The organism is Cupriavidus sp. OV096 (assembly GCF_900115455.1).
Classification (GTDB): Bacteria; Pseudomonadota; Gammaproteobacteria; order Burkholderiales; family Burkholderiaceae; genus Cupriavidus.
On record NZ_FOWM01000001.1, the window covers coordinates 725,943 to 752,060 of the forward strand.

Consider the following 26,118-nt stretch of genomic DNA (forward strand, 5'->3'; position numbering starts at 1 on the left):
TGCTGTCAACGCACCAGCGACAAACCCGCGGCGCACCCCAACCCCCCGCGCAGACGGGTCGAGGAGGAGACAGGCATGACCGTGGCATCCGGAAAGCTGATGTGGACGCCGTCCGCCAACTTTGCCGAGAGCAGCCAGCTGGCCGCTTTCATCACATGGCTGCGCCGCGAGCGCGGCCTCGCCTTCGATGACTACGACAGCCTCTGGCGCTGGTCGGTCACCGACATCGAGGCGTTCTGGGACGCCATCCGCGTCTACTTCGACGTCCATTTCGATACCCCCGCCGAGCGCGTGCTGGACCGCCGCACCATGCCCGGTGCGCGCTGGTTCGAAGGCGCCACGCTCAATTACGTCCAGCAGGTCTTCCGCCACGCCGGCACCGGTGAGGCGCGCCAGCGCCCGGCCATCCGCCATGCCGGCGAAGCCCAGCCGCTGGCCGATGTGAGCTGGGATGCCCTGGAAGCCCAGGTCGCCTCCCTCGCCCATGCCCTGCGCGCGATGGGCGTGACGCCGGGCGACCGCGTGGCCGGCTACCTGCCCAACGTGCCGGCTACCATCGTCGCCTTCCTGGCCACGGCCAGCCTGGGCGCGGTCTGGTCCGGCTGCGCGCCGGACATGGGCCAGGTGGCCGTGATCGACCGCTTCCGCCAGATCGCGCCCAAGGTGCTGATTGCCGTCGACGGCTACCACTACGGCGGCAAGACCTACGACCGCGCGCCGGTGATCGCCGATCTGGTCGCCGCCCTGCCCTCGCTGACCGACCTCGTGCTGATTCCGGCCATCGGCAGTGAGATCGACACCGCCGGCCCGGTCCGCCGCCACGACTGGGCGGACGTGCTGGCGCACGCGGTGCCGCTGCGGATCGAGCCGGTGCCGTTCGACCACCCGCTCTGGATCGTCTACTCGTCCGGCACCACCGGCATGCCCAAGCCGATCGTCCATGGCCACGGCGGCATCGTCATCGAGCAGCTCAAGCTGCTGGCGTTCCACAACAACCTCGGCCCGGACGACGTCTTCCATTGGTACAGCAGCAGCGGCTGGATCATGTGGAACGCGCAGGTAGGCGGCCTGCTGCTCGGCACCACCGTGGCGCTCTACGACGGCAACCCCGCCTGGCCAGACGCCAGCGTGCTGTGGCGCTTTGTCGATGACGCGCGCGTGACGATGTTCGGCGCCGGCGCCGCGTTTTTCACCAACTGCATGAAGACCCGGCTGGAGCCGGCCGCCTTTGCCGATGTGTCCCGGCTGCGCGGGCTGGGCTCCACCGGCTCGCCGCTGCCCGAAGAGGCCTATGCGTGGATTTATCGCCACGTGCGCGCCGACATCTGGCTCGCGCCGATGTCCGGCGGCACCGACTTCGCCGGCTCGTTCGTGGCGGGCTGTCCGCTGCTGCCGGTGTACGCGGGCGAGATGCAGTGCCGCTGCCTGGGCGCCAAGGTGGAAGCGTTCGACGAACAGGGCCAGGCGATGATCGACGCGGTGGGCGAGCTGGTCTGCACCGAGCCGATGCCGTCGATGCCGCTCTACCTCTGGGGCGATGCCGACGGCAAGCGCTACCGCGACAGCTACTTCGACACCTATCCGAACGCCTGGCGCCACGGCGACTGGATTCGCATCACGCCGCGCGGCGGTGCCATCATCTACGGCCGCTCGGACGCCACGATCAACCGGCACGGCATCCGCATGGGCACCAGCGAGTTGTACCGCGTGGTGGAGGAACTGCCTGAGGTACTCGACAGCATGGTGGTCGACCTCGAATACCTGGGCCGCGAGTCGTACATGCCGCTCTTCGTCGTGCTGCGCGAGGGCAATGTGCTCGATGAGGCGCTGCGCGACTCGCTGCGGGCCCGGATTCGCGCCGGGCTGTCATCGCGCCATGTGCCGAATGACATCGTGCAGGTGCCCGGCGTGCCGCGCACGCTGTCCGGCAAGAAGATGGAGGTGCCGATCAAGAAGCTGCTGCTCGGCCATCCGCCGGAGCAGATTGCCAACCGCGACGCGATGGCCAATCCGGACTGCCTGGACTGGTACTTTGCCTACGCGGCCACCTATCTGGCGAGGACGGCGGCCGCCTAGAGCTGGGAGAAGGATCGGAAAGGATCAGAATTCGACGTCGAGTTCGCTGATCTCGTCGGGCTCCTCGCGCGCGGCGCTGATCCACTCCTGCATCTCGGGCATGGCGAGGATGGCCTTGCAGTAGGCCACCGGCTCAGGATCGAGCATCACGCCGTAGGTGACGAAGCGCGTGACCACGGGCGCGTACATCGCGTCCGCCATCGTGCGGCGCTCGCCGAACAGGAATGGGCCGCCGTAGCGGGTCAGGCACTCGGTCCAGATCGCGACGATCCGGTCGATGTCGGCCTGGGCGCGCGACCAGACCTTGAGCCCGGGGAAATGCCCCTTGAGGTTCATCGGCAAGGCGGCGCGCATCGCCGCGAAACCGGAATGCATCTCGCCGCAGATGGCGCGGCAGTGGGCGCGCGCGACGAGATCGTCGGGCAATAGTCCCGCCTTGGGACGAATCTCATTGAGGTATTCGGCGATCGCCAGCGTGTCCCACACCGTCACGCCCTGATGGCGCAGGCAGGGTACGAGGATCGACGGCGACAGCAGCAGGATTTCGGCACGCGCCGCCGGATCTTCGGGCGACACCAGTACTTCCTCGAACTCCAGGCCCGCGAACCGGGCCAGCAGCCAGCCGCGCAGCGACCAGGACGAATAGGTCTTGCTGCTGATGGTCAGCGTGGTCTTCGCCATCATGCCTCCTCGGCCCCCCGGGGCCAGTGCGCGATGCATCGTTTGCAGTATCGGTGGCGGATGCCGCATCGCCAAGCACCCGCGCGGTGCGCGGCCCGGCACCAGTCCGAGGCCGTATCCCGCCACCGGATGTGGCGCATGGCCTGCGGAAGCGCCCCTTGCCGCACTCCCTCCTTCCTGCTTGTCATGCCACTCGCCACGCGCAAGCGGCGTGCCAAGTTCAATTATCGGTGGCATATATATTGCGGCGCACTACGCTTACATCAGGCGAGGCGCCATGCCGCGGAGGAAAACGAGCAATGCTCTATCAGGCCTACCAGACCTACGCGGACATGATGCAGCCGGCCTGCTCTCTGGCCGATATCGCTGCCACGTTGATCGCCGGCTATCCGGGCGCCGACGAATGCGAACCATTGAGATCCGTCCGCGCCGCCTGCGAGGTGCTGGCGCTGGCCCGCCTGACCCACTACCGGCCGCCATTCGCCATCCATAGCGTGCGCGTGAATGGCGGCGAGGTACCGGTGGTCGAGGAAATCGTCACGCGCACGCCGTTCTGCACCCTGCTGCGTTTCCGCCGCGAAGGCGCACCCGCGCAGCCGCGCGTGCTGCTGGTGGCGCCGATGTCCGGCCACTTCGCCACGCTGCTGCGCGGCACGGTGGAAACCATGCTCCGCGACCATGACGTCTACATTACGGACTGGCACAACCCGCGCGACGTCCCGGTGCTGTACGGACGGTTTGGCTTCGATGAATACGTGCAGCACCTGATCACCTTCCTGCACGCGCTGGGCGGCCACACCCACCTGATGGCCGTGTGCCAGCCCACCGTGGCGGCGCTGGCCGCAGTGGCGCTGATGGCCGAGGACGGCGACCCGGCGCAGCCGCCAAGCCTGACGCTGATGGCCGGCCCGATCGACGCGCGCGTGAATCCGACCAAGGTCAACGAGTTGGCCATGAGCCGGCCCATCGAATGGTTCGAATCGACGCTGATCGGCTACGTGCCGTGGCGCTTTCCGGGCGCCACGCGCCGCGTGTATCCGGGCTTCGTGCAGTTGATCGCATTCATGAGCATGAACCGGGAGCGCCACGAGCAGGCCCTGCGCGATCTCTACGACCTGCGCGCACGCGGCGAGCACGACAAGGCCGATGCCATCCAGACCTTCTACGCCGAGTACTTCGCCACGATGGACCTCACGGCCGAGTTCTACCTTGAGACCGTGAGCCTCGTATTCCAGCGATTTCTGCTCGCACAGGGCCTGCTCGACGTGGCCGGCCGGCGCGTGGCCACGCAGGCCATCCGCCGCACCGCGCTACTCACCGTGGAGGGCGAGCGCGACGACATCTGCGCCATCGGCCAGACCATGGCGGCGCAGGAGTTGTGCACGAACGTGCGGCCCTACATGCGGATGCATCACATCCAGACCGGCGTGGGCCACTACGGCGTGTTCAACGGCAAGCACTGGGAGTCGCAGGTCTATCCGCTGGTGCGCGAGACGATCCACATGGCCGATTAGCGAATGCCGGATCGCGAGAATGCCGTGCGTAGCATCGGCAATGCCGAGATCGCGGTAGAGGAAGAAATCTCTCAAACTCTGGTCGACAACAGCCGTGTCGCGCGGGCGCACATGAGAAAAGTCTGTGGGGGACGATGCGGGCCACCCCAAAGGGATACCGGCGGGAAGTTGCGATACCCTCGGGGTTTTCCGAATTTCTGCGGGAGGCAGGCGCATGGCGCAGGTCGGCATGGAACGTTTTCAAGGGCAGGATCTGGTGCGCATTGGCACGGGTGACAACTATCTGCTGCTGGCGCCGGCGCATGGCGGCCGGCTGGTGCGATGGGTCCATCGCGGCCAGGACATCCTTTACTGGCCAGACGATGCCGACTGGTCCCGCGTGGCCAAGGTGCGCGGCGGCAACCCGCTGCTGTTCCCATTCATCGGCCGGCATTTCGTCGACGGCGAACCAGGGAAATGGCGCGATACCGACGGCGTGGTGCGCGAGCTTCCGCAGCACGGCTTTGCCCGCGACATGGCGTTCGAGGTATCGGATTTCTCCGAGTCTGCGGTGAGCATGACGCTGACATCGTCCGAGGCGACGCAGGCGGGCTATCCGTTCGCCTTTGTCTTCACGGCCACCTACCGGCTCGTGCCCGAAGGGCTGGAGGTCGAGCTAGAAGTCAGGAACACGGGCTCGGCGCCGCTGCCGTGGTACGCCGGCCATCATTTCTACTTCGCGCTGCCTCACACGCAGCGATCGGCAACCCGCCTGTCCCTGCCGCCCGCAGACCGCGTGCGACAGACCCCGGACGGCGGCCTGACCGGCGCCGAACCGGGCGAGCGCACCTATCGACTGGATGACGCCCGGCTGCAGGACACCTTCCACATCCTGCGCGGGCCGGGCACGTTGCGGCTGCAAATGCCGGCGCGCGAGATCGACTTCGTTCTCAACGTCCCGGGGCGCGCGCCATGGCACGCGATCACGACGTGGTCCGAGCGAGAAGATTCTGACTTTTACTGCGTGGAGCCGTGGCTGGGGTTGCCCAACGCGATCGGGCATGGAGAGGGGCTGCGGTGGCTGGCGCCAGGCAAGGCCGAATCGGCCGTCTGCCGGCTGGTCATCTGAGCCCCCGCGCGGGCTAGCGAACCAGATGCTCGAAATCGAGCCCGCCGATCAAGACCGCCGGATCGGCCTGGGTGCGGGTGTTCAGATCGAGCTGGCGGGCATCCTGCCAGGCATCGAGCTTGGCAGGCAGCGCCTCCAGGTAGGCGGCAAAGCGCGTTTCGCCGCCGATCTCGAACAGCCGCTCCACCTCGTAGCCATCCCATGACAGCGTGATGTCCAGCGGATGCGCATAGCGCCCGCCGCCGGCCCGCGCGGCCCCGGAGACCCGCAGGCAGGCCGGCAGATGCGGGCGATCGGCCGGCCGCACCTCGGTCTGAAGCGTGCCGCGAGACAACGCGTGAATGCGCGCGATGATGCGCGGCAGGAATTCGGCATTGAAGCGCTGGGCGGGGGCGAGGTGCACGGCGGATGCGGGGGCTTGGCGTGACGGCTATTCTGCGCCTGCTTTGCACCCCATGCGCGGCCGCCTCGTAATTGTGCGAGTTCCGTTGTAGTGATCGCGCCATCACCCCGCCAGCTTGCGCTCGTCCGCCCTTCCCGCGTAGAATCGCGCTTCTTGCGGGCGTCGTATAATGGCCATTACCTTAGCTTCCCAAGCTAAAGACGTGGGTTCGATTCCCATCGCCCGCTCCACCCCTGATTGAACAAGCCGCCTCTGGCACCCGGTCGATAGTCCGATCGGCACTCCGCCCGGCGGCTTTTTGTTGCCATGCTCCCCCAAGACGCCAGTACCGAACCGAAGCCGGCCGACGACGCCGAGGCCACGTCAGATGCCCCGCGCCAACCCGGCGATGACGTTGCGCATCCGCGCCGCATCCGCTCGTTCGTGCGGCGCGCCGGGCGCACCTCCACCGGGCAGCAGCGCGCCATCGACGACCTTGGCCCGCGCTTCATCGTGCCCTATGCGCCCACGCCGCTCGACTGGACGGCCACCTTCGGCCGTTCGGGCCCGGCCATCCTCGAGATCGGCTTCGGCATGGGCGAGACCACCGCGCACATCGCCCAACTACGTCCGCAGGACAACTTCCTGGGCTGCGAGGTGCACGAGCCCGGCGTTGGCGCCTTGCTGAAGCTGGCCGGCGAGCGTGGCATTGAGAATGTTCGCATCATGCGACACGATGCGGTCGAGGTCATCGCACACATGCTGACTGAGAATTGTCTCGATGGCGTGCATATCTTCTTCCCCGACCCCTGGCACAAGAAGAAGCACAACAAGCGCCGGCTGGTGCAGCCGCCGCTGGTCAAGCTGCTGGCCAGCCGCCTGAAGCCCGGTGGTTATCTCCACTGCGCCACGGACTGGGAGGAGTATGCCTACCAGATGGTGGAAGTGCTGTCGGGCGAACCGGCCCTAGAAAATACCTCGCAGGCCGAGGGCGGTTTTGCCGAGCGGCCCGATTACCGGCCCGTGACCAAATTCGAGAAGCGCGGCGTCCGGCTCGGACACGGCGTCTGGGACGTGGTGTTCCGCAAGCGTTGATCGCTGGGGCACCAGCAGAAACAAAAAAGGCGTGGCCGATAGAGACCACGCCTTTTTTATTTGCTCCGCTTACCTCAAGCGTGCCAGGACACCACCCCGGTCCACGCCGTGGCCAGCACGATAATCCCGAAGACAATCCGGTACCACGCGAATGGCTTGAAATCGTGCGTGGCGACGAAACGCAACAGCCAGCGCACGCACAGGAACGCCGACAGGAACGCGAAGACAAAGCCGATGCCGAAAATCCCCAGGTCGTCGGCGGAGAGCAGCGCGCGTGCCTTGTACAGCTCGTAGACCGTGGCGCCGAAAATCACCGGAATGGCCAGGAAGAACGAGAACTCGGTCGCCACCTGGCGCGACAGGCCAAACAGCATGCCGCCGATAATCGTAGCGCCGGAGCGGGACGTGCCGGGCACCAGCGCGCAGCACTGCGCCAGGCCGACCTTCAGCGCGTCGCGCCAGTTCAGGTCATCCACCGATTCGATGCGCGGCGCCCCGGCCTTGGCCGCTTCCAGCAGCGCATTGCCCTGCGGATGCGAAACCGTACCCCGGCGTGCGTCGCGCCATTCGGCGAGCAAAATCACCACGCCGCCGACGATAAACGCCATGGCCACGCTCATCGGATTGAACAAATGGGCCTTGATCCACTTGCCGAAGATCAGCGCCAGCACGATGGCCGGCACGCTGGCCACAATGACGTTGATCGCAAACCGCTGGGCTTTCGGATCGGAACCCAGGCCGCTGACCACCGCACCAATCCTGCGCCGGAATTCCCAGCACACCGCCAGAATCGCACCGAACTGAATCACGATTTCGAAGATCTTGCCCTTCTCGTCGTTGAAATCGAGCAACTGGCCGGCAAGAATCAGGTGGCCGGTACTGGAGATGGGGAGAAACTCGGTCAGTCCTTCGACGATGCCGAGGATCACGGCTTTCAGGGCAAGTGCGATATCCATGCGGATTCAGGAGAGGTCAGGCGCGGTTCGGTCCGCGCGGGGATGCGCGAACCCTCGGCATTATTATTGGGAAACCGTGTTTACGGACGATTAATCTTGACGTTGATACCGTCCGGCAGGACCGTGATTGTACCGGGCTCCGCCGGCGCGCCAGCCAGCCGCAACTGCTCCGGCTTGAACGTATACAGCGGGTAGCCCTGCAACAGCTGCTCGGACAGGATCCCGCCCAGCGCATTGAGCTGACGCGAGAACTGTGCCGGCATGCCCTGCACGTCGAATTGGCGCACCTCGGGGTCCTGTAGCACCAGCGAGTGTGACGGCGGGTCGTAGCGCAACGCGCTGTCCAGCGCGAAACGGCCGGTCAGCGGCTGGCGGAAGAACAGCCGGTTGTCGATGGTGGCGTCGAACTGCACGGTCACGCGGTTGCGCGTGGGGTCCAGCGCCAACTGCGGGTTGGCGAGCTGGATATCGAACAACTCCATATAGCGCTTGTTGAACGGAAACTTGCGTTCAAGCGCCGACTGAAGCTGGCTTTGCGAGAACGTGTATTCGTTCATGAACCCACTGCAGGCCGCCAGCCAGGCGGTGGCGGCAGTTGCCGTGGCGATGCCTGCGGCCGCCAGCCAGCGCCGGCGTGTCATCGCGATCATCGTAGAACCTCCAAAAGACGGGCTGCGGCCTGATGCCAGTCAGGCGGCAACGGTGGATGGCGCGGTCAGCGCCTCGAGCCGGGTCAGCCAGTGCAGCGCCGCCTCGCGGGAGTTGCCACACATCTCGGCCGAAGGGCGCAGCCCGCCGCAGAACGCCGGGCGCTCCGACTGGCCGAACACCGCGCAGTGCATGTCGGGCAGCAACTGCGCGCAGGGCTGCCCCGCCGGCTTGCCGTGCGGCATGCCCGGCAGGGGCGACGTGATGGACGGCGCGATGCAGCAGGCGCCGCAACCATCGCGGCAGGAAAAGTCAGACTGGCAGGCCATGCTCAAGGTTCAGGCGCAGATGTCGTCATGCAAGACATCGGGAAAGGTACGCGAAAGGCGTCATTCTGCCTGAGCCGTCCCGTCCAACCTGCAACAAAGCGCAACCTGCGCCGGATGCGTCACAATGCGGGATGGTGCTGGCTTGACCGCTCAAGACCGCTCCTCTACATTACTGACCCACAAGTTATTTAATTTCGATGCGGCGCCGCCACGCGGACGTGCGCCGCCGTCTCGCGTATCCCTGCCCTGTGACCGAACTCTCGCCCAAGAAAGATCCCGACGCGCGCCGGTGGCACCGGCGCAAGGCCGCGCGCCCGCAGGAACTGGTGGCGGCCGCGCTGGAATTGTTCGTGGAGCGCGGCTACGCCGCGACCCGGCTCGAGGACGTTGCCGCCGCCGCAGGTGTCTCGAAAGGCACTGTGTACCTGTACTTCGCGAACAAGGAAGAGCTGTTCAAGACCGTCGTGCGCGAGAACATGGTGCCGGCGCTGGCCCGGGGAATCGATCTGGTCGAGACCTACGAAGGGTCCACGCCCGAACTGTTGCGCGAGCTGCTGCTGGGCTGGTGGGGCCTGATCGGCGCCACGCGCGCCGCCGGGCTGACCAAGCTGATCATGGCCGAATCGGGCAATTTCCCGGACATCGCCCAGTTTTACCAGGACGAAGTGATGGGCCCCGGCGACGAGTTGTTCGCCCGTGTACTGGCCCGGGGCGCGGCGCGCGGGGAGTTCCGTGAGACCCCGGCAAACCCCGCCACCACGCTGATCTGCGCCCCGCTGGTCTTCCTGATGCTGTGGCAGCGCGCGTTCAGCCAGGTGGCGGTGCAGGAGATCGATCCGGCGGCGTTCGTGGACCAGTTGATCCAGATGCTGCTGTTCGGCCTGACCACGGGCCCGGCCCGGGACACGCCGCTGCCGGCGAAGTCCGGCCCCTGGGTCTGGGAACAGATCCGGGATGAAATGCTGGCCGCCCAGGCGGCCGAGCGGGCTGGCGGCGAGGACAGCTGAGCGCCGGCCCTGTGCCAACGCGCAACAACTGGCCCCGCGCAAGTCGTTGCCAATAATCTGTAAACATCCTGCGGCAGTCCGCAGGGGTAAAATGGCGGGCTCTCCGCAAGCACTGGAATTGGAAGGAAAAGGCAAGATGGATCTCGAAAAAGCCCGCTTCAACATGATCGAACAGCAAATTCGTCCGTGGGACGTGCTGGACCAGGAAATCCTGGACCTGCTGGCCGTGGTCAAGCGCGAGCAGTTCGTGCCGCAGGCATACGCCGCGCTGGCTTTCGTCGACATGGAGATCCCGCTGCCGGCCGGCCAGAACATGCTGGCCCCGCGCGTGGAAGCCCGTCTGCTGCAGGACCTGAACGTGCGCAAGCATGAGAATGTTCTGGAAATCGGCGCCGGCTCCGGCTACATGGCCGCCCTGCTGGCCAACCGCGCCCGCCACGTGCTGACCGTGGAAATCGTGCCCGAGCTGGCCGAACTGGCCCGGCAGAACCTGGCCGCCGCCGGCGTGAGCAACGCCGAAGTGGCCGAAGGCAATGGCGCCGAGGGCTGGGCTGCCGCCGCGCCGTACGATGTGATCTGCGTGTCGGGCTCGGTGCCCGAGATTCCGCAGGCGCTGCTGTCGCAGGTCAAGGTGGGCGGCCGCATCGCGGTCATCGTCGGTGACGCGCCGGTGATGGAAGCGCGCATCATCACGCGCACCTCGGAATCCGGCTACCAGTCGGTGAACCTGTTCGAGACGCTGGTCAAGCCGCTGCAAGGCGCTGCCCAGCCGTCGCGGTTCCAGTTCTGAGCCGCCGGGAGCCGCCATGCAGGTCATTACTGCCCCCGAACTCGCGCAATGGCTGGCTGACGCCGGCCGCGCCAAGCCGGTGCTGCTCGATGTGCGCGAGGATCTCGAGATCCGCACCGCCGCGATGCCCGGCATCACCCACATCCCGATGGGCCAGATCCCGGCCCGCCTCGGCGAACTCGACGATGAAGCGCAGATCGTCTGCATCTGCCACCACGGTGCGCGCAGCATGCAGGTGGCCAGCTTCCTGGAGCGCCAGGGCTACGCCAACGTCTACAACCTGACCGGTGGCATCCACGCGTGGTCCACGCAGGTGGACCCGTCCGTTCCGCAGTATTGAGGAAGGCGGCCCGGGCGATGTCCGGGCCCCGCCGTCACGCTGAATCCCGAAGTCCCGAAGTCGCTCGCCTCAGCAGTATCACCCGTAGACCAACAAGAACGATGGCCGCGCGCGCGCTGGCCGAGCTGGAGATGTCATGAGTTTCGCGCTTCTCGCCGTGCCCGGTGCAGCCAGGAAACCCCTGGCGCTCGCCGTGTCCCTGCTGGCCCTGCTGCATGTTCCGGCCGCTGCGGGGGCGGACCTGCTCCAGGTCTACCGCGATGCGCAAGCCAATGACGCCCAGTTCGCGAGCGCCCGCTCACAGCTGCTGGCCACGCGCGAGCGCCTGCCCCAGGCACGCGCCGGCCTGCTCCCGCAGGTGCTTGGCACGGCGGGCGTGCAGCGCACCATGGCCGACTACAGCTCGCCCGTGGACGTCACGCGCTACTTCAATGCCAACACCTGGGCGCTGCAACTGACGCAGCCGCTGTTCCGCTGGGATCGCTGGGAAACGTACAAGCAGGGCGAACTGGCCACGCTGGCCGGCGAAGTCACGTTCCAGCAGGCGCAGCTCGACCTGATCACGCGGGCCTCCCAGGCCTATTTCGACGTGCTGGCCGCGCAGGACAACCTGTACCTGGCCGGCGCCCAGAAGAAGGCCATCGGCGAGCAGCTCGAGCAGGCCAAGCGCAATTTCGAGGTGGGCACGGCCACCATTACCGATGCCAACGACGCCCAGGCGCGGTACGACCTGGCCACGGCCACCGAGATTTCGGCCCGAAGCGCGCTCGAAGTGGCACGCGCGTCGTTGCAGCAGATCACTGGCAAGCCGGTCGACGAATTGATGGGGCTGCGCGCCGAGGCCGCCATTCCGGGCCCGATGCCCGCCGACGTGAACGCCTGGGCCGCGCAGGCGGAGCAGACCAATCTTCAGGTCGGCGTTGCCGGCTACAACCTCGAGACCGCCCAGCGGGAATCGAACAAGGCCCGGGCCGGCCACCTGCCGTCCGTCGACCTCGTCGCCTCGTACGGCTATACCAATGCGCAGGGCACGGCGACCCAGCTCAGCAATGTCGGCAGCCGCTACAACTCGGGCGTGGTGGGCGTGCAACTGAGCATTCCGATCTACGCCGGCGGACAGATCCAGTCGCGCGTGCGGGAGACGCTGGCGCTGGCCGACAAGGCCGCCAGCGACCTCGAATTCGCGCGCCGCACGGCTGCGCAGACTGCGCGGCAGACGTACTCGGGGGTGTCCAACGGGCTGGCCCAGGTCAAGGCGCTCGAAGCGGCCGAACGCTCGGCGCAGAGCGCGGTGGAATCGAACCAGCTGGGCTACGAGGTGGGTGTGCGCATCAATATCGATGTGCTGAATGCCGAGGCGCAACTGTTCTCGACCCGCCGCGACCTGGCCAAGGCCCGCTACGACACGATCATGAACGGGCTGCGCTTGAAGGCATCGACGGCGGTGCTCAGCGAGGAAGACGTCGTGCAGATCAATACGCTGCTGACGTCGGTGCCGGGCACGATGTACAAGCTGCCGGAGAAGGCGCGGGTGGGGTCGGCGCCGCTGCCCGCTCCGGACCGCAAGCGCGCCGAGCAGGGCCGGCGCGAAAGCCCGATTCCGGGGGCTACGCCACGATCCTGACGGCGTGCGACTCGCCCGGTGACGAGGCCGCCTTCGGCTGGCCGGAGGGTGTCGCCGCATTGGAGAGCCGGGTGGCCCAGGCTTCGCGCCCCGCCAGCCCCAGCAGCATGCCAATGGCGCCTGCGTAGAACACCACGTTGGCCTGGTGGGCGGTCGTCACCTGCGTCAGGCCCGAAATCAGCGACGCCATCACGACGGCCAATCCCGCGCCGCCCAGGCTCACTCCCGCATAGTTATTGTCGGCATGGCAGGTGCGCAATGCTCGCCAGAACAGGCCGGCCGGCACCAGAAACAGGGTCAGCGTGGCCAGCACCCCGGGAATACCAGTAGTGGCGGCCGCTTCGACCAGATCATTGTGCGCGTGCTCCAGTCCGCATGCTGCGGACTCCCGCCGCTGCTCGCAGTAGGGGTCCGCGCGAAGAACCCGCGCAAACTGCCCCACGCCGGCGCCCGTCCACGGGTGCTCGACGAAGTACTGCATGCCCACCTTCCACATCATCAGCCGGGCGCCGACCGACGATTCCACGTTGCCCTGCTGGAACTGCTGAACCTCCTTGACCGCCAGATCCACCCGTTTCGCCACCGGGCTGCCCGGAATCTGATACAAGCCGATGAGCAGCGCGGCAATGCCGCCCAGCGCAAACATGAACATCCGTGCGCTAAAGCGACGATAGCGGACCAGCAGTAGCGGGAAGAGCGTGACCAGCATGCCGATCATCGCGCCACGGGTACCGTTCATCACCAGGATGGGCAGCGCGCAGAGGACGTTGAACCACGCCTCGGCATGCACGCGGCGGGAGTCCCCCGGGCGCGCGAACCCCACGAGCGCCAGCGCCGCGACCATATTGGCGAAGGCAATCGCCTGGGTCCACGCGGAAGGCCGGTCCAGGTCCAACTGGATCTTCTGGTAAGTAACGATCAGCAGGGCCAGGAACAGCCCGATGGTGATACCCCGCCACAACAACGCCGGATTCGGCGCGGCGCGAAAGATCACCCAGCAGGCGAGTACGGAAAGCAGGGTGCGGGAGGGATTGTCGATGACGTCCCAGGGCGTGTGATGGAGAAACTTCGACACCACATAGACGCCGATGAAGGCGAGCACTGACATCGCCAACGGTCGCAGAATTGTGACGTGTTGCCGCCACGCGCGCCCCATCTCGGCCCAGCCCAGCAGGGCCAGCACGCCAACCCCGGCCAGAAATACCCCGGCTCCGCGCGGTACACACAGGATCAACACCGGAAACACGAATACCAGGAGGTCCGCCAGGGAGGACACCCAATGTTTGGGGAAAGACATATCAGCTTGTTCGAGACGGCAATACGGCCGGCATCCGTGCGCTAGAGATAGCCCGGCATTCTAAACGATCGACTAGGTCACCCCCCGCGCTTGCGCTCCTCCACGCTCAACAGCTGCCAGCGGATGGCCGACGCGTCGGCTGGCGGATTCGGCACCTGGTACTCGCGCACGCGCAGCTTGTAGCTCACGCCGGATTCGAAATCCAGGCCCTCGATCGGCCCGTACCAGAGCTGCCACGGGGCATCGGGCGATTCGCGCCAGCGGTAGCACTGCATGCGGCCCACACCCGAGCACTCCACGCGCTGGGAGTCGATATAGACGATTTTCTCGTGCCCCGCGGCGGCGTCCGCCTTGGCGCCGCGCCGGCCCACGCCTTCCCGTTCGACGAATTGCAACAGATCGCCGTCAGCCGTCTTCCAGATGATCTGGCGCCCCGTGGCGCCGGCGGACGGCTGCGTGCCGACCGTCGTAAAGGGCGACTGCATGGCCTTCAGCAGCGCGCTCTCCACCTCCATCCGCATGCCCGGGCAGGCCATACGCGTGCCGGCGATGCGGTCAAAGCGGATGCCGGCGCTGGTCTTGCCATAGCCGCCGGTGAAGCGGTTACAGCCGCTGGTGCCGCTCACGGTGCCTTGGGAGGCATCAATGCCGTCATTGAATTCGAAGATGACCGGCTGGCCGTTGTCGCCATGCGGAATGTCGCGGACTGTGCCATCGGCGTTCTGCCAGCGGATCAGTTCCCAGCGGCTCGGGCCGCCGGAGCGGGTCTCGTTAAGACTGGCGCTGGCCGATGGCTGGTCGGGCGCCGGGCCGGTGGCGCAGCCCGCCACCGCCCCCACGGCGGCCAGCATCAATGTGGCGAAAACACCACGCATGGAGAAGGGATGTTGCATCGATCGAGCTCCTGGTTGCGCATGCCACGATAAAGAGGCGGATGTCGCACTTTTCCTCACTATGCAACCAGTGTAGACGCCTGCGTGGCGCCTGTATGTCAGCGCAACACTGGCGCGACGGCTGCCAAAGTGCGCTGCGTGGCACCCCGATGCAAGCCGGCGAACGTCAGCGCATGGGCACGCATGTCGGCCAGACGCGCTTCGTCGGCCAGCACGGCCGAGGCGGCGGCCATCAGGGCGTCGGCGTCGGCCACGCGCAGGCAGGCGCCGGCGGCGATGGCATCCTCGGTGGCCTGGGCGAAGTTGAACGTGTGCAGGCCCATCAGCACCGGCGTGCCGACGGCGCAGGACTCGATCAGATTCTGTCCGCCGAGCGGGATCAGGCTGCCGCCGATATAGGCGATATCCGAGGCGGCGTAGTACATCGCCATCTCGCCCATCGAGTCACCGAGCACGATGTCGGCGGTGATCGGCGTGTCCAGGGTTTCCACGTCCAACTGGCTGCGGCGCTGCACGCTGAAGCCGGCGCGTGTGGCCAGCGCCGCCACCTCGTCGAACCGTTGCGGATGGCGCGGTACCAGCAGCAGCGCGGGACGCGCCGCGCCGGGCCAGCGCGCGAAGGCCTCCAGGATCAGCGGCTCCTCCCCTTCACGCGTGCTCGCGGCGGCCAGCACGTGGCGGGCGCCGAACGCCCTGCGCAGGGTCTGGCCACGCGTGACGCCGGCCTCCGGCGGCTGCATGTCGAACTTGAGATTGCCGGTCACCTGCACGGCTTTCACGCCGAGCGCGCGATAGCGCTCGGCATCGCCAGCCGTTTGGGCCAGCACCGCCGTGAAATCGTTATATAGCGAGGCCGCCGCGCCGCCGAAGCGCGCCGTCCGTCGATAGCTGCGCGGCGACAGTCGGGCATTGACCAGGAACAGCGGCACACCCACCCGGCGCGTGACGTGGACCAGATTGGGCCAAACCTCGGTCTCCATGATCAGCCCTGCCTCGGGCCGGAAATACGCGAGGAAGCGGCGCACCAGCGCCGGCACGTCGTACGGCAGGTAGCACTGCTGCACGCGTGGGTTGTCGCCATAGAGCTGCTGGCCAGTCTGGCGGCCGGTCGGCGTCATATGGGTCAGCAAAATACGATGGCGGGGATACGCGGCCAGCAAGGCGTCGAGCAGCGGCTGCGCGGCGCGCGTCTCGCCGACGGACACCGCATGGACCCAGAGCCACGGCCCGTTGGCCGGCAGCCCGCCATATCGGCCAAGCCGCTCCCCGATGTGGCGGCGATAGCCAGGTTCCTTGCGCGACCGCCAGACCAGACGCAGCAGCGCCAGTGGGAGGATCACCCCCCACAGCAACGTGTAAACCAGACGAAGCATCAGGCAGGCACTCCGCGTACCCGCGCGGCGGCGGCGTAGACCTCGTCGACGGACGGCACGATGCCGTCGTCGCCCACATTGGCGATGCGGTCGGACCAGTAGCCCTCGGTCTTCCAGCGCCAGGTGGCGGTGTAGATCTCGACAGTGGGCCGGCACAGCGCAGCGGCGATATGCACCAGGCCGGTGTCCACGCCGATGACCACTTCGGCCCGATTGATCAGGCCAAAGCCCTGCATGACCGAGAAGCGCGGCAGCACCTGCGCGCCGGGCATGCCGGCGGCGAGCGCCTCGGCATCGCGGCGTTCGGATTCGCTGCCCCAGGGCAGCAGCACGGTCAGGCCCTCGGCATGCAACTTCTGACCGAGGGCATGCCAGTTCGCCACGGGCCAGCGCTTCTTCGCGCCGGCCGTGGCATGGAAACAGACCGCGTACCGAGGCGGCAGCCCGGCCCAGAGCGGATCATCGACATGCAGCGAGGTCGCCGCAGGACCGAAGAAGCGCGGCGGCTCCGGTGGCGTGCCACCCGTGAGCGCGGCACCAAGCAGACGCGAGCGCCGCACCGAATGGGTCTGGCGCGGCACCTTGACTGGCGCGGTATAGAACAGGCGCGATGCCGGCTCGTAGCCGGAACCCTGCGTGGCATTGCCGAGCCCGATCACGGGCGCCCCGGCCGTGCGCGCGGCGGTGCGCGCCACGATGGCGGTCTTCAGCAGGCCCTGGGTCTCCAGCACCGCGTCATAGGGCCGCGCCCGGATCGCGTCGCGCAGCGCGCCGACTTCGGCCCAGGTATCGCCCTGCCAGAACCGCTTGCGCCAGCGCCGCAGCGCGAACGGAATCACGCGGTGGACGTCCGGCAGCAGCCGCACCAGATCGACATAGCCCTCTTCCACCACCCAGTCGATCTCGGCATCGGGCCAGCGCGCGCGCAGGTCGTGGATGAGGGGCATGTTGTGCACCACATCGCCCAGCGACGAGACCTTGACGACCAGGATGCGCGGCGGGGCCGGCAACGCGAACGGCGCGGCCACGGCGAGCGGCGCGGCCTGGTTCGACGTTGCGGCGCCGGCCGGCTGCCCCACTTCAGAACGGGAGCTTTGCATCCGGCTTCTCGGCCAGGATCACGCGCTTGAACTCGGCCTGGATGCGCGCCAGCGCGGCATCGTTATCGGCTTCGAAACGCATGACAACCACCGGCGTGGTGTTGGACGGACGCGCCAGGCCGAAGCCATCGGGGTACTCCACGCGCACGCCGTCGATCGTGATGACTTCGCGCGCGCCCTCGAACTTCGCATTGGCGCGGATCTTGTCGAGCAGCGTGAACGCCTCGCCTTCGGCACACTTCAGTTGCAGTTCGGGCGTGCAGTTGGAGTTCGGCAGCGCGTTCAGCACGGCGCTCGGGTCGGCGTGGCGCGACAGGATTTCCAGCAGGCGCGCGCCCGTGTAGAGGCCATCGTCGAAACCGTACCAGCGGTCCTTGAAGAACACGTGGCCGCTCATCTCCCCGGCGATCGGCGCGCCGGTTTCCTTGAGCTTGGCCTTGACCAGCGAATGGCCGGTCTTCCACATCAGCGGCTCGCCGCCGTGGTCGCGAATCCATGGCGCCAGCTTGCCGGTGCACTTGACGTCGTAGATGACCTGCGCGCCCGGGTTGCGCGAGAGGATTTCCTCGGCGAACAGCATCAGCTGGCGGTCCGGGAAGATGACCTCGCCATCCTTGGTGACCACGCCGAGGCGATCGCCGTCGCCGTCGAAGGCCAGGCCCAGCTCGCAGTCGGTGTCGCGCAGGCACTGCATCAGATCCTGCAGGTTCTCGACGTGGGCCGGGTCCGGATGGTGGTTCGGGAAATGGCCGTCGACATCGCAAAACAGCTCGACGACCTCGCAGCCGAGCCCTCGGAACAGGTCGCCGACGAAGGCGCCAGCCACGCCGTTACCGGCGTCCAGGGCGATTTTCATCGGGCGGGCCAGCTTGACGTCGCTGACGATACGGTCGAGGTACTGTTGTCGGATATCGACTAGTTTGTATCCGCCACTGCCCTGCGTGTACTTGGCGGCCTCGATGCGCTGGTGCAGCGCCTGGATCTGGTCGCCGTAGATGGCCTTGCCGCCGAGCACCATCTTGAAACCGTTGTAGTCGGGCGGATTGTGGCTGCCGGTGACCATGATGCCGGACCCGGCGCGGCGGCCGTCCAGCTCGATATTGGTGCCGAAGTAGACCATCGGGGTGGCGACCATGCCGAGGTCGATCACATCGACACCGGCAGCGCGCAGCCCTTCCACGAGTCCGCCGAGCAGATCCGGGCCGGACAAGCGCCCGTCACGGCCCACGACGACGGTTTTCTCGCCAAGTTCGACGGCGGCGGAGCCAAAGGACAGGCCGATCTGGCGGGCGACCTCGGGCGTCAACGTCTTGCCGACGATGCCGCGGATGTCATAGGCCTTGAAGATTGAGGGGTCAAGTTTCATGTGGCTTCCCGTGTACGAGTTCATGGTGCGATACCGCCCGGAGACTGGCCTGGGCGGGGCGCGGGCAGGGCGCCAAAAAGGTGTATTTTGCCGGATTGTGCAAACCGCGCCAGTTTATAATCACCGGGCTACCTGCAAACCGTCTGCAAACCGGCATTTCTCGCGCGATTCCGTGCCGCCCATCCAACTCTCTTCCGCGTTCGTGCAGAACTTGCCTCCTTCCCGGCCTCGCGTCGCCTTTGTCATCACCAATTCCGAGATCGGCGGCGCCCAATCGCACGTCGCCGACCTCGTGCGCGCGCTGCGGGGCCGCATCGACGCCACGGTGCTGGCGGGCGGTGAGGGACCACTCTTCGCCACCGCGCAGGCCGCCGGGGCACAGACGGCGCGGCTGGCCCTGCTCGACAACGCCATGTCGCCGCTGCGCGCCCTGAAGACCCTGCGCGAACTGATGGCCGCGCTGCGCCATGCCGCACCCGACCTGATTCACGTGCACAGCGCCAAGGCCGGCGCGCTCGGCAGGCTGGCCGGGTGGCTGCTCGGCATCCCGGTCGTCTACACGGTACACGGTTTCGGATTCAAACCCGCCGCGCCGCTGGCACGCCGGTTGGCATCGCGCGTTGCCGAATGGTGCCTGGCACCGCTGGCCGCGCGCCTGATCTGCGTGGCGGATGCGGAGCGAGAACTGGCGCGCAGCCTGCCGATCCCCGCGTCACGTATCAGCGTGATTCACAACGGTATCCCCGACGACGCCGCGCGGGCGCAGCCGGCAGCGCAGCTCACGCGGATCGTGATGGTGGCGCGACTGGCCGCGCCGAAGCGGCCCGATACGGTCATCCGGGCCTTCGGGCAGGCGAAGCTGGGCGATTGCGAACTTGTGATCGCCGGCGCGGGACCGATGCGCGGCGCCATGCAGGCGCTGGCCGACGCCGTCGCGCCCGGCCGGGTACGCCTGCCGGGCAATGTCGCCGACATCCCCGCCCTGCTCGCTTCGGCGCAGGTCTTCGTACTGGCCTCCGACCACGAAGGCTTGCCGCTTTCTGTACTGGAAGCGATGCGGGCAGGCCTGCCGGTGGTGGCGTCGGACTTGCCCGGCATCCGTGAGCAATTTGGCGACATGCCAGACGCGCTGCTCGTGGCTGAGGGCGATGAGGCCACGCTGGCCCGACATCTGTCGATGCTCGCAGGCGACAGCGCGCGCCGCGCCGCCCTCGGCCGGCTGTCTCGCGCCCGATGGGAGCAGGCGTTCGGGATTGGCCCCATGGCGGACGCCACGTGGGCGGTCTATCGGCAGGCGCTTGGCCGGCGGGTGAGCGAGCCCATGCCCACGGAGCGTGCCTGACATGAGCGCCAACAAGGAAGCCGCCCGTCTCGCCGGCACGTCGCGCGCCACGACGGCCAGACGCGCGTCCGAGACCATCCGCCGCGCCAGCCGCATGCTGTCCTGGGCCGCGCTCGGGCTCGTGCTGTTCGGCCTCAACACGATCGCGGCGGAAACCCTGCACCACGCGGGCATCGTCACCTACGTCTTCACGCGCACGCTGCTCTGGGGCATCGTGCCGTACCTGTGCACGTTCCTGTTGCTGCACCGCTCGCTGCACCTGCCGCCGATCGAGGGCAACAGTCTGGTCGGCATCTCGGCCACGCTGCCGTTTGCCCTACTGCTGTTCGTCTTCGCCGGCTGGCATATCGAGTACTCGCGCGGCGCGCTGCTGCTCGGCTACCTGACCACGCTGGTCTGGAGCGGCATCGGCTACCGGCGCTTCGTCCAGAACTACGTGCCCGTCATCGGCTACACGGACCCGCGCGCGCTGGAACAGCTCGAGGCGATCCTCGCCATGCCCGGCGCCAGCCCGCCGGCACGGATCCGCTTCGATTTCATCCGCTCGATCGAGGATGCCGTGTTTTGTGACGGCCTGATGCTCGACCGCTCGGGCACCGCCGACCCCGAGCGCACGCGCACGCTGGCGCGGCTGAAGATGAGCCACGTCCGCCTGTATTCGGTGGAGCGGATTGGCGAGATGCTGACCGGCCGCGTGGGGCTCGACCATATCGACGAGAACTTCCTGGACGACTACGCGCGCCACTATCTCTACGGCTTTGTGAAGCGTCTGCTCGACATCGCCGCCGTGCTGTGCCTCGTGCCGCTCGCCCTGCCGCTGTCGGCGCTGACCGCGCTGGCCATCCGCCTGGAGCAGCCGGGGCCGGTCCTGTTCCGGCAGGCCCGCGCCGGGCGCTTCGGCGAAGCGTTCACGATGCTCAAGTTCCGCAGCATGAGCGTCCAGTCCGACGCCACGGCGCGCTTCGCGGCGCGCCAGGATGCCCGCGTCACGCGCGTGGGCCGCGTGATCCGCAAGTATCGGCTGGACGAACTGCCGCAGTTGTGGAACGTGCTGATGGGCGACATGAGCCTGATCGGCCCGCGCCCCGAGCAGGTGCCGATGGTCGACACCTTCGCCGAGACGATTGCCTACTATCCGTACCGGCACCTCGTGCGCCCCGGGCTGTCCGGCTGGGCACAGGTGCAGCAGGGCTATGTCGGCACCCACGAGGAAACCGTGACCAAGCTGAGCTACGACTTGTACTACGTCAAGCATTGCTCGTTCGCGCTCGATTTGCTGATCGTGGTCAAGACGCTGCGCACGCTGCTGACCGGCTACGGAGCCCGCTGATGGCGCCAGCCGACATGGACACGCAGCGGGCGATGCGGATCCTGCTGATCACGACTGGCCTCAAGGTGGGCGGCGCCGAGCATCAGGTCGTGGCGCTGGCCCGTGCCTTCCTGGCGCTCGGGCACGCGGTGGCGATCCTGAGTCTGTCGCCGGGCCGGGAGATCGACATACCTGCCGGCGTCGAGGTCTTCGAGCTGAACATGCGGAAGACGCCCGGCGGCATGGCTGCCGCGTTGGCGCAGGCGCGTGCGCTGGTCAAGGCATGGCGGCCCGATGTCATGCATGCCCACATGGTCCACGCCAACCTGTTCGGCCGATTGCTGACGCGCCTTGTCGATAGCCCGCCGCTGGTCTGCACCGCGCACAGCTTCCGCGAAGGCGGCAGCATGCGGATGCTGGCCTACCGGCTGACCGACCGGTGGGCAGCGCTGACCACCCACGTGAGCCAGGACGGCCGCGCCGGCATGATCGCTGCCGGGGGCGTGCGGGACGACCGTATCGTCGTCATGCCCAACGGGATCGATGTCGAACGATTCCGGCCCGATCCGGCGCTGCGCGATGCCACCCGCGCCAGGCTGGGCATCGCGCCCGACGCGCGGGTCGTGCTCAATGTCGGCCGTCTGGCACCGGAGAAGGCCCAGGATCTGCTGATCCGCGCGTTTGGCCAGCTCCCGCCCGCCGTGCCGGCGCACCTGCTGATCGCGGGCGGCGGCGCGCTGGTCGAGGCGCTGGCCAGTCAGATCGTGGCGCAGGGACTCACCTCGTCCGTCACCCTGCTCGGCCCGCGCGACGATATTCCCGCCATGCTCAATGCGGCCGACTTGTTCGTCCTCTCATCGAATATCGAAGGGCTGCCCATGGTGCTGGTGGAGGCGCTGGCGTGCGGATGCCCGGTGGTGTCGACCGACGCGCCCGGCGTGGCCGAAGTCCTGCGCGACCAGGGCGTCATCGTGCCGCGCGGCGACGCCGCAGCGCTTGCCGGTGCAATGGCCGAGGCCCTGCGCGCGGGTCGCGGTACCCCGGCACAGGCGGCGGCCCGGCGCGAGCGCGTGCTGTCCGCGTTTTCGATCGACAGCATCGCCCGACGCTGGCTGGCGCACTACGCCAGCCTGACGCACGGCGCGCGTGCCAACCCGGCGGAGACCGCGTGATGCATCGGCGCATCGCGGGCAATGTGCTGTGGATGCTGGCCGAGCGCGGCCTGCAGGTGGGCATCGGGATTGGCGTGGTGGCCATGCTGGCGCGCGCGCTCGGGCCGGCCGGGTTCGCGCATTTCCAGTACGCCCAGTCGGTGGTGCTGATTGCCGCGTCGCTGGCGCTGGTGTGCGGTGCGGAGGTGGTGGTGCCGCGTCTCGTGGCGACGCCGCCCGACGCCCAGGGCCACATCATCGGCCATGCGTTTGTGCTGCGTCTTGGCGGCGGTGTGGCGGGGTACTTGCTGATGTGTGCGTACCTCGTGCTGACATCGCCCACGCCGGAGGTGTGGCACGCGGCGCTGTGGCTCGGCGTGGCCATCCTGCTACGCGAGCCCTTCGGCGTGGTGAATGCCTGGATGCAGGCTCACACCAACAACCGGCCCGGCACCTTGGCGAGCCTCGCCGCGCTGTCGATCAAGGCCGCGGTGGTCGGCGGGCTGTTCGCTGCGGGCGTTACCGCGGTATCGGGCTACGCCGTGGCGTTTGCGCTTGAAGCCGTCCTGCTTGCCACCTTGCTCGCGGCCTACTACCTGACTCGATCCCCCCGACAGCCCTTGACCTGGCAGGCGAGCCAGGCGCGCGAGTTGTTTTCGGCGGGCGCCTTGTTCTGGGTCAGCTTCATCCTGATGATGGGCGCGCGCCGGGTCGACCAACTCGTGCTCCAGCCGGCGGTGCCGGCGGCGGACTTCGGCGCCTATGCGGCGTGCATGCAACTGCTCGACAATTTCTCGATGCTCGCGACCATCCTCGTGGCGGGCATCGCCCCCAGCTACGTCTATGCGCGCACGGCATTTGCCGATGCCCACGCGAACATCGGCCGGATTGCTGCGGCGCTGGGCGCGCTCGGGCTGGTCGGCGGGCTGGCGATTGCCGCCTGCGCGCCGTGGATCGTCCGCCTGCTCTACGGCAGCGCCTTCGAGGCCACCGTGACGCTGCTACGGGTGGCCGCCGTGGCATCTGCGCTCGTCTTCGCGGACGTCGCCCTGACGCTGCTGGCGGTCTACCTGCGCCGCCCGCGCTGGGTGGCGATGAAGTGGGCGCTGGTGCTGGCGACGACGCTCGCCTTCGATCTGGCGGTCATCCCCCGGTTCGGCAACTGGGGCGCGATTGCGGGCTATGTCCTGGGCAACAGCGTCGCGGTCGTCGTCGGCGTGGCCCTGTGGTGGCGCAATCGCCCGGTTCGCGACATGGCAGCGGCGTGAGCGGCACCGCCCTGCCCTGCGTCTGTTTCCTGACTGGCACGCTGAACGCGTTTGCAGGTGCGGAGCGGATGACAGCGGTGATCGCCAATGCGCTGGCGGAGCGCGGGTACCGGGTGCGCATCCTGAGCCTGTGGGACCGGGCCAGCGTGTTTCCCCTGCACGCGGATGTGCAGCATCATGCACTGTTCGAGCATCGGCCGTCGTTCAAGACAGCGTATCTGTCGACAGTCCTTGGCATCCGGCGCTTTGTGCGGGAACACGGCATTGATGTGCTGATCGAGGTCGACACGATGCTGGCGCTGTTCACGGTGCCGGCCACCGTTCGTATGAACGTCCGCAGGATTGCGTGGGAACACTGCCATTTCGATGAGGATCTGGGAAAGCCGGCGCGCAAGGTTGCACGCGCGCTGGCGGCCCGGACTCATGCGCACATCGTGGTGCTGACGGAGGGCGACGAGCGCCGCTGGCGGGACGCCCTGCGCCCTGGGGCCAAGCTCGTCCATATTCCGAATCCGCTCCCCTTTCCGATTCCCGCCACGCCTGCGCCCCGTGACACGAAAACCGTGCTGGCGGTGGGCCGACTGACGCCCGCCAAGGGCTTCGACGTGTTGATCGAAGCGTGGGGAGCGGTCGCACCGGTCGCACCCGACTGGAACTTGGTGATCATTGGGGAAGGCGAGGAACGCGGCCAGCTCGAAGCGCTGCGCGCTCGCCTGGGGCTTGAGGCACGTATTTCCCTGCCTGGCGTGCTTGCTGACATCACCGGCGCCTATGCGCAAGGTGCCGTCTTCTGCCTGAGTTCGCGCTATGAGGGATTTGGGCTGGTGCTGATCGAAGCCATGGCGTTCGGCCTGCCCATCGTCTCCACTGATTGCGAACAGGGACCACGGGAATTGCTTGGCCCTGACGATGCACTATTGGTACCGGTGGAAGATGCGCCCGCACTTGCCCGGGCGCTCCGCAGCGTGATCGACACGCCCGCGCTGGCGAACCAGCTCGCCGGCCGGGGCAGAGAGAACGCCCGGCACTTCGACATCGCGCACATCACAGACAGCTGGGTCGCGTTGCTTGGCTGACTCACCCTCTGGACCGAAAGGGCAGAGCGAAGTAGAATCGTTCAAGTTCAAACAAACACGCAGTGCACTGCACTTTTAGGCCGTTTTCTCTTGAAACGTGGTGGGAGCGGCATATCGCCACATCCGTTCGCGCCGGGAACAAGCATTGTGTTCATTCCATGACAAGCCGCCAAGCCAAGATACAAGAAGACACGTATTTTCGGATCATGCGCATCTTGCAGGAGAATCCGGACCTGACCCAACGCGAGCTGGCAAAGGAACTCGGCGTCAGTGTCGGCGGCCTGAACTATTGCCTGAAGGCCTTGATGGAGAAAGGCTGGGTCAAGGTGCAGAACTTCAGCCAGTCGAAGAACAAGTTTGGCTACGTCTACATCCTCACCCCGCGCGGTATTGCCGAAAAGGCGGCCCTGACCAGCCGGTTCCTGAAGCGGAAGATGGAGGAATACGAACTCCTGAAAGCCGAGATCGAGGCCCTCCGGGAAGAAGTCGGGAGTGAGGTCGCTAAAGGACAGCAGGCAGAACGGACTGAACCGTCAGAATAGTCGGAGACCCGCAATATGGCCGAAGCAATGCAGCATTCCGTACACGAGGGCGTACCGTCCGTCGCGAGGGCGCTGATCTGGGAAGTGTTTTTCAGGTCCAGGGGGCGCGGTATGGGCCTTCCGTCGCACTACCCGTGGATCGATACCAGCACGGGCGTGACGACCATCCTGATCGGCACGGACCAGCCGGGCGATGAGACGAAGGCGGCCGCCGGATTGGTCATCAAGGAGACCCCCATGGCCGACGGCCGGAAGGTCGGCCTGGTGGGATTGGTCTGCGTCGACGAGGCGTTCCGTGGCAAAGGGCTGGGCCACACGCTGGTTGCCGCTGCGACGGAAGTCGGCAGGGACCGTGCCTTCGACACACTGGTGTTGTGGACCAACAAACCCAACGTCTACGCCAAGCACGGTTTCGCCGTGGATAGCGCAGACCGGTATGGTCCGGTATGGACGCCCGCGCATGAGGGGACGGACCCGCCCTTCTGCCACGATCTGGCCGGCCTGAAGACCGACGATATTTCCGCCCGGGGCATTCCGGCTTTCGCAAAAACCGTGCTGGTATTCAGCAGTGACAACGCCGCGATTACGGTTTTGCCTGCAGTGCAGGGATACACGCTGACGGACTGGGAAGGCGACTGGGAGGGCGTGTTCCGGTTGATCGAACAGATTTTACCGGCCACCTGGAGCCTGAATGCGCCGGCGGATTCCGCCATCCTGGCCGAGCTGCGCAGCCGGGCGTACAAGTCGGATCTCTCACCGGGTTCCTACAGGATGATCCACGAACTCTCGGGCCGGGATCTTCCCCGCCTGCCGTACATCCCTTTGCTCAACCGCATCTGAGGAAACCCTAA

At 67.1% G+C, this 26,118-nt stretch carries 25 protein-coding genes, 1 tRNA gene and 1 pseudogene; 16 read left to right on the forward strand and 11 right to left on the reverse strand.

Annotated features, from left to right (window positions below; all coding sequences use genetic code 11):
- Positions 1–75: 75 nt before the first annotated feature.
- Positions 76–2,076 (forward strand): acetoacetate--CoA ligase, encoded by a 2,001-nt coding sequence (locus tag BM115_RS03370; protein WP_092290553.1) that lies wholly within the window; start codon positions 76–78, stop codon positions 2,074–2,076.
- A 24-nt stretch (positions 2,077–2,100) separates the two neighbouring features.
- Here the strand turns inward: BM115_RS03370 and BM115_RS03375 are convergent, their stop codons facing one another.
- Complete coding sequence (locus tag BM115_RS03375; RefSeq protein ID WP_092290555.1) at positions 2,101–2,757, reverse strand: glutathione S-transferase family protein; 657 nt, start codon at positions 2,755–2,757, stop codon at positions 2,101–2,103.
- 299 nt (positions 2,758–3,056) lie between these two features.
- Here BM115_RS03375 and BM115_RS03380 point away from each other — a divergent pair, with 299 nt between their 5' ends.
- Positions 3,057–4,271, forward strand: a complete 1,215-nt coding sequence (locus tag BM115_RS03380; RefSeq protein WP_092290557.1) for a polyhydroxyalkanoate depolymerase — start codon at positions 3,057–3,059, stop codon at positions 4,269–4,271.
- 21 nt (positions 4,272–4,292) lie between these two features.
- On the opposite strand, the pseudogene BM115_RS27435 reads toward BM115_RS03380, so the two are convergent.
- Positions 4,293–4,421: pseudogene (locus tag BM115_RS27435) on the reverse strand (cupin); the annotation flags it as partial.
- A gap of 64 nt (positions 4,422–4,485) precedes the next feature.
- Between BM115_RS27435 and BM115_RS03390 the strand changes: the two are divergent.
- Positions 4,486–5,379 carry an aldose epimerase family protein gene (locus BM115_RS03390; protein ID WP_092290559.1) on the forward strand — a complete coding sequence of 298 codons (894 nt, stop codon included), beginning with the start codon at positions 4,486–4,488 and terminating at the stop codon, positions 5,377–5,379.
- 13 nt (positions 5,380–5,392) lie between these two features.
- On the opposite strand, the gene BM115_RS03395 is transcribed toward BM115_RS03390, so the two are convergent.
- On the reverse strand, positions 5,393–5,782 hold the full coding sequence (locus tag BM115_RS03395; RefSeq protein ID WP_092290561.1) for a DUF5594 family protein: 390 nt from the start codon (positions 5,780–5,782) through the stop codon (positions 5,393–5,395).
- Positions 5,783–5,937: 155 nt separating this feature from the next.
- Between BM115_RS03395 and BM115_RS03400 the strand changes: the two genes are divergently transcribed.
- Both BM115_RS03400 and trmB read left to right on the forward strand, forming a co-directional pair.
- Positions 5,938–6,012, forward strand: a tRNA-Gly gene (locus BM115_RS03400).
- Between the two features lie 76 nt (positions 6,013–6,088).
- Positions 6,089–6,856 carry a tRNA (guanosine(46)-N7)-methyltransferase TrmB gene (gene trmB, locus BM115_RS03405; RefSeq protein WP_092290563.1) on the forward strand — a complete coding sequence of 256 codons (768 nt, stop codon included), beginning with the start codon at positions 6,089–6,091 and terminating at the stop codon, positions 6,854–6,856.
- A 74-nt stretch (positions 6,857–6,930) separates the two neighbouring features.
- Here the strand turns inward: trmB and BM115_RS03410 are convergent, their stop codons facing one another.
- From BM115_RS03410 to BM115_RS03420, 3 genes are all read right to left on the reverse strand, one after another.
- Positions 6,931–7,812: an undecaprenyl-diphosphate phosphatase gene (locus tag BM115_RS03410; RefSeq protein ID WP_092290565.1), complete on the reverse strand. Its 882-nt coding sequence runs from the start codon at positions 7,810–7,812 to the stop codon at positions 6,931–6,933.
- 80 nt (positions 7,813–7,892) lie between these two features.
- Complete coding sequence (locus BM115_RS03415) at positions 7,893–8,462, reverse strand: DUF1439 domain-containing protein (RefSeq protein WP_092290567.1); 570 nt, start codon at positions 8,460–8,462, stop codon at positions 7,893–7,895.
- 39 nt (positions 8,463–8,501) lie between these two features.
- The gene (locus BM115_RS03420) at positions 8,502–8,789 is read right to left on the reverse strand and encodes a zinc/iron-chelating domain-containing protein (protein ID WP_092290569.1); all 288 of its coding nucleotides are present in this window, start codon (positions 8,787–8,789) and stop codon (positions 8,502–8,504) included.
- Between the two features lie 248 nt (positions 8,790–9,037).
- On the opposite strand from BM115_RS03420, the gene BM115_RS03425 reads away from it, so the two are divergent.
- The 4 genes from BM115_RS03425 (at position 9,038) to BM115_RS03440 (ending at position 12,550) form a co-directional block, all read left to right on the forward strand.
- Complete coding sequence (locus BM115_RS03425) at positions 9,038–9,796, forward strand: TetR/AcrR family transcriptional regulator (protein WP_255370676.1); 759 nt, start codon at positions 9,038–9,040, stop codon at positions 9,794–9,796.
- Positions 9,797–9,932: 136 nt separating this feature from the next.
- Positions 9,933–10,586: a protein-L-isoaspartate O-methyltransferase family protein gene (locus BM115_RS03430; RefSeq protein ID WP_092290573.1), complete on the forward strand. Its 654-nt coding sequence runs from the start codon at positions 9,933–9,935 to the stop codon at positions 10,584–10,586.
- A gap of 16 nt (positions 10,587–10,602) precedes the next feature.
- Positions 10,603–10,926 carry a rhodanese-like domain-containing protein gene (locus BM115_RS03435; RefSeq protein WP_092290575.1) on the forward strand — a complete coding sequence of 108 codons (324 nt, stop codon included), beginning with the start codon at positions 10,603–10,605 and terminating at the stop codon, positions 10,924–10,926.
- 136 nt (positions 10,927–11,062) lie between these two features.
- Positions 11,063–12,550 (forward strand): TolC family outer membrane protein, encoded by a 1,488-nt coding sequence (locus tag BM115_RS03440; protein ID WP_092290577.1) that lies wholly within the window; start codon positions 11,063–11,065, stop codon positions 12,548–12,550.
- Here BM115_RS03440 and BM115_RS03445 read toward each other — a convergent pair.
- The 5 genes from BM115_RS03445 to BM115_RS03465 form a co-directional block, all read right to left on the reverse strand.
- Positions 12,534–13,847 (reverse strand): O-antigen ligase family protein, encoded by a 1,314-nt coding sequence (locus BM115_RS03445; protein ID WP_092290579.1) that lies wholly within the window; start codon positions 13,845–13,847, stop codon positions 12,534–12,536. The two genes, BM115_RS03440 and BM115_RS03445, sit on opposite strands and share 17 nt — an antisense overlap.
- Positions 13,848–13,924: 77 nt before the next feature.
- Entirely contained in the window at positions 13,925–14,722 is a 798-nt protein-coding gene (locus BM115_RS03450; protein ID WP_369823374.1) for a DUF4377 domain-containing protein, read from the reverse strand.
- A gap of 116 nt (positions 14,723–14,838) precedes the next feature.
- Positions 14,839–16,113: a lipid IV(A) 3-deoxy-D-manno-octulosonic acid transferase gene (gene waaA / locus BM115_RS03455; protein ID WP_092290583.1), complete on the reverse strand. Its 1,275-nt coding sequence runs from the start codon at positions 16,111–16,113 to the stop codon at positions 14,839–14,841.
- The gene (waaC, locus tag BM115_RS03460) at positions 16,113–17,213 is read right to left on the reverse strand and encodes a lipopolysaccharide heptosyltransferase I (protein WP_092290585.1); all 1,101 of its coding nucleotides are present in this window, start codon (positions 17,211–17,213) and stop codon (positions 16,113–16,115) included. The genes waaA and waaC overlap by 1 nt, the downstream gene beginning before the upstream one ends.
- A complete protein-coding gene (locus BM115_RS03465; RefSeq protein WP_092290587.1) occupies positions 17,194–18,579 on the reverse strand; it encodes a phosphomannomutase/phosphoglucomutase in 1,386 nt (461 codons plus the stop codon). The genes waaC and BM115_RS03465 overlap by 20 nt, the downstream gene beginning before the upstream one ends.
- A gap of 172 nt (positions 18,580–18,751) precedes the next feature.
- Between BM115_RS03465 and BM115_RS03470 the strand changes: the two genes are divergently transcribed.
- From BM115_RS03470 to BM115_RS03500, 7 genes are all read left to right on the forward strand, one after another.
- A complete protein-coding gene (locus BM115_RS03470; protein ID WP_255370677.1) occupies positions 18,752–19,921 on the forward strand; it encodes a glycosyltransferase family 4 protein in 1,170 nt (389 codons plus the stop codon).
- Between the two features lies 1 nt (position 19,922).
- Positions 19,923–21,251 (forward strand): sugar transferase, encoded by a 1,329-nt coding sequence (locus BM115_RS03475; RefSeq protein ID WP_092290589.1) that lies wholly within the window; start codon positions 19,923–19,925, stop codon positions 21,249–21,251.
- Positions 21,251–22,402: a glycosyltransferase gene (locus BM115_RS03480; RefSeq protein ID WP_255370678.1), complete on the forward strand. Its 1,152-nt coding sequence runs from the start codon at positions 21,251–21,253 to the stop codon at positions 22,400–22,402. Before BM115_RS03475 ends, BM115_RS03480 begins: the two co-directional genes overlap by 1 nt.
- Positions 22,402–23,649, forward strand: a complete 1,248-nt coding sequence (locus BM115_RS03485; RefSeq protein WP_092290591.1) for a lipopolysaccharide biosynthesis protein — start codon at positions 22,402–22,404, stop codon at positions 23,647–23,649. Before BM115_RS03480 ends, BM115_RS03485 begins: the two co-directional genes overlap by 1 nt.
- A 68-nt stretch (positions 23,650–23,717) precedes the next feature.
- A complete protein-coding gene (locus tag BM115_RS03490) occupies positions 23,718–24,725 on the forward strand; it encodes a glycosyltransferase family 4 protein (protein ID WP_092290895.1) in 1,008 nt (335 codons plus the stop codon).
- A gap of 158 nt (positions 24,726–24,883) precedes the next feature.
- Positions 24,884–25,267 carry a MarR family EPS-associated transcriptional regulator gene (locus tag BM115_RS03495; RefSeq protein ID WP_092290593.1) on the forward strand — a complete coding sequence of 128 codons (384 nt, stop codon included), beginning with the start codon at positions 24,884–24,886 and terminating at the stop codon, positions 25,265–25,267.
- A gap of 15 nt (positions 25,268–25,282) precedes the next feature.
- Positions 25,283–26,107, forward strand: coding sequence for a GNAT family N-acetyltransferase (locus BM115_RS03500; protein WP_092290595.1), 825 nt, complete (start codon positions 25,283–25,285; stop codon positions 26,105–26,107).
- The last annotated feature ends 11 nt before the right edge of the window (positions 26,108–26,118 follow it).

Bases quoted from the DNA above. Each gene is read 5' to 3' on its own strand.
- BM115_RS03500 (WP_092290595.1), top strand. From the start codon at position 25,283: ATGGCCGAAGCAATGCAGCATTCCGTACACGAGGGCGTACCGTCCGTC.
- BM115_RS03450 (WP_369823374.1), bottom strand. From the start codon at position 14,722: ATGCGTGGTGTTTTCGCCACATTGATGCTGGCCGCCGTGGGGGCGGTG.
- BM115_RS03490 (WP_092290895.1), top strand. From the start codon at position 23,718: ATGACAGCGGTGATCGCCAATGCGCTGGCGGAGCGCGGGTACCGGGTG.
- BM115_RS03465 (WP_092290587.1), bottom strand. From the start codon at position 18,579: ATGAAACTTGACCCCTCAATCTTCAAGGCCTATGACATCCGCGGCATC.
- BM115_RS03445 (WP_092290579.1), bottom strand. From the start codon at position 13,847: ATGTCTTTCCCCAAACATTGGGTGTCCTCCCTGGCGGACCTCCTGGTA.
- BM115_RS03430 (WP_092290573.1), top strand. From the start codon at position 9,933: ATGGATCTCGAAAAAGCCCGCTTCAACATGATCGAACAGCAAATTCGT.
- BM115_RS03390 (WP_092290559.1), top strand. From the start codon at position 4,486: ATGGCGCAGGTCGGCATGGAACGTTTTCAAGGGCAGGATCTGGTGCGC.
- BM115_RS03480 (WP_255370678.1), top strand. From the start codon at position 21,251: ATGGCGCCAGCCGACATGGACACGCAGCGGGCGATGCGGATCCTGCTG.
- BM115_RS03380 (WP_092290557.1), top strand. From the start codon at position 3,057: ATGCTCTATCAGGCCTACCAGACCTACGCGGACATGATGCAGCCGGCC.
- BM115_RS03370 (WP_092290553.1), top strand. From the start codon at position 76: ATGACCGTGGCATCCGGAAAGCTGATGTGGACGCCGTCCGCCAACTTT.
- BM115_RS03420 (WP_092290569.1), bottom strand. From the start codon at position 8,789: ATGGCCTGCCAGTCTGACTTTTCCTGCCGCGATGGTTGCGGCGCCTGC.
- BM115_RS03410 (WP_092290565.1), bottom strand. From the start codon at position 7,812: ATGGATATCGCACTTGCCCTGAAAGCCGTGATCCTCGGCATCGTCGAA.
- waaA (WP_092290583.1), bottom strand. From the start codon at position 16,113: ATGCTTCGTCTGGTTTACACGTTGCTGTGGGGGGTGATCCTCCCACTG.
- BM115_RS03485 (WP_092290591.1), top strand. From the start codon at position 22,402: ATGCATCGGCGCATCGCGGGCAATGTGCTGTGGATGCTGGCCGAGCGC.
- BM115_RS03495 (WP_092290593.1), top strand. From the start codon at position 24,884: ATGACAAGCCGCCAAGCCAAGATACAAGAAGACACGTATTTTCGGATC.
- BM115_RS03435 (WP_092290575.1), top strand. From the start codon at position 10,603: ATGCAGGTCATTACTGCCCCCGAACTCGCGCAATGGCTGGCTGACGCC.
- waaC (WP_092290585.1), bottom strand. From the start codon at position 17,213: ATGCAAAGCTCCCGTTCTGAAGTGGGGCAGCCGGCCGGCGCCGCAACG.
- trmB (WP_092290563.1), top strand. From the start codon at position 6,089: ATGCTCCCCCAAGACGCCAGTACCGAACCGAAGCCGGCCGACGACGCC.
- BM115_RS03415 (WP_092290567.1), bottom strand. From the start codon at position 8,462: ATGATCGCGATGACACGCCGGCGCTGGCTGGCGGCCGCAGGCATCGCC.
- BM115_RS03375 (WP_092290555.1), bottom strand. From the start codon at position 2,757: ATGGCGAAGACCACGCTGACCATCAGCAGCAAGACCTATTCGTCCTGG.
- BM115_RS03475 (WP_092290589.1), top strand. From the start codon at position 19,923: ATGAGCGCCAACAAGGAAGCCGCCCGTCTCGCCGGCACGTCGCGCGCC.
- BM115_RS03440 (WP_092290577.1), top strand. From the start codon at position 11,063: ATGAGTTTCGCGCTTCTCGCCGTGCCCGGTGCAGCCAGGAAACCCCTG.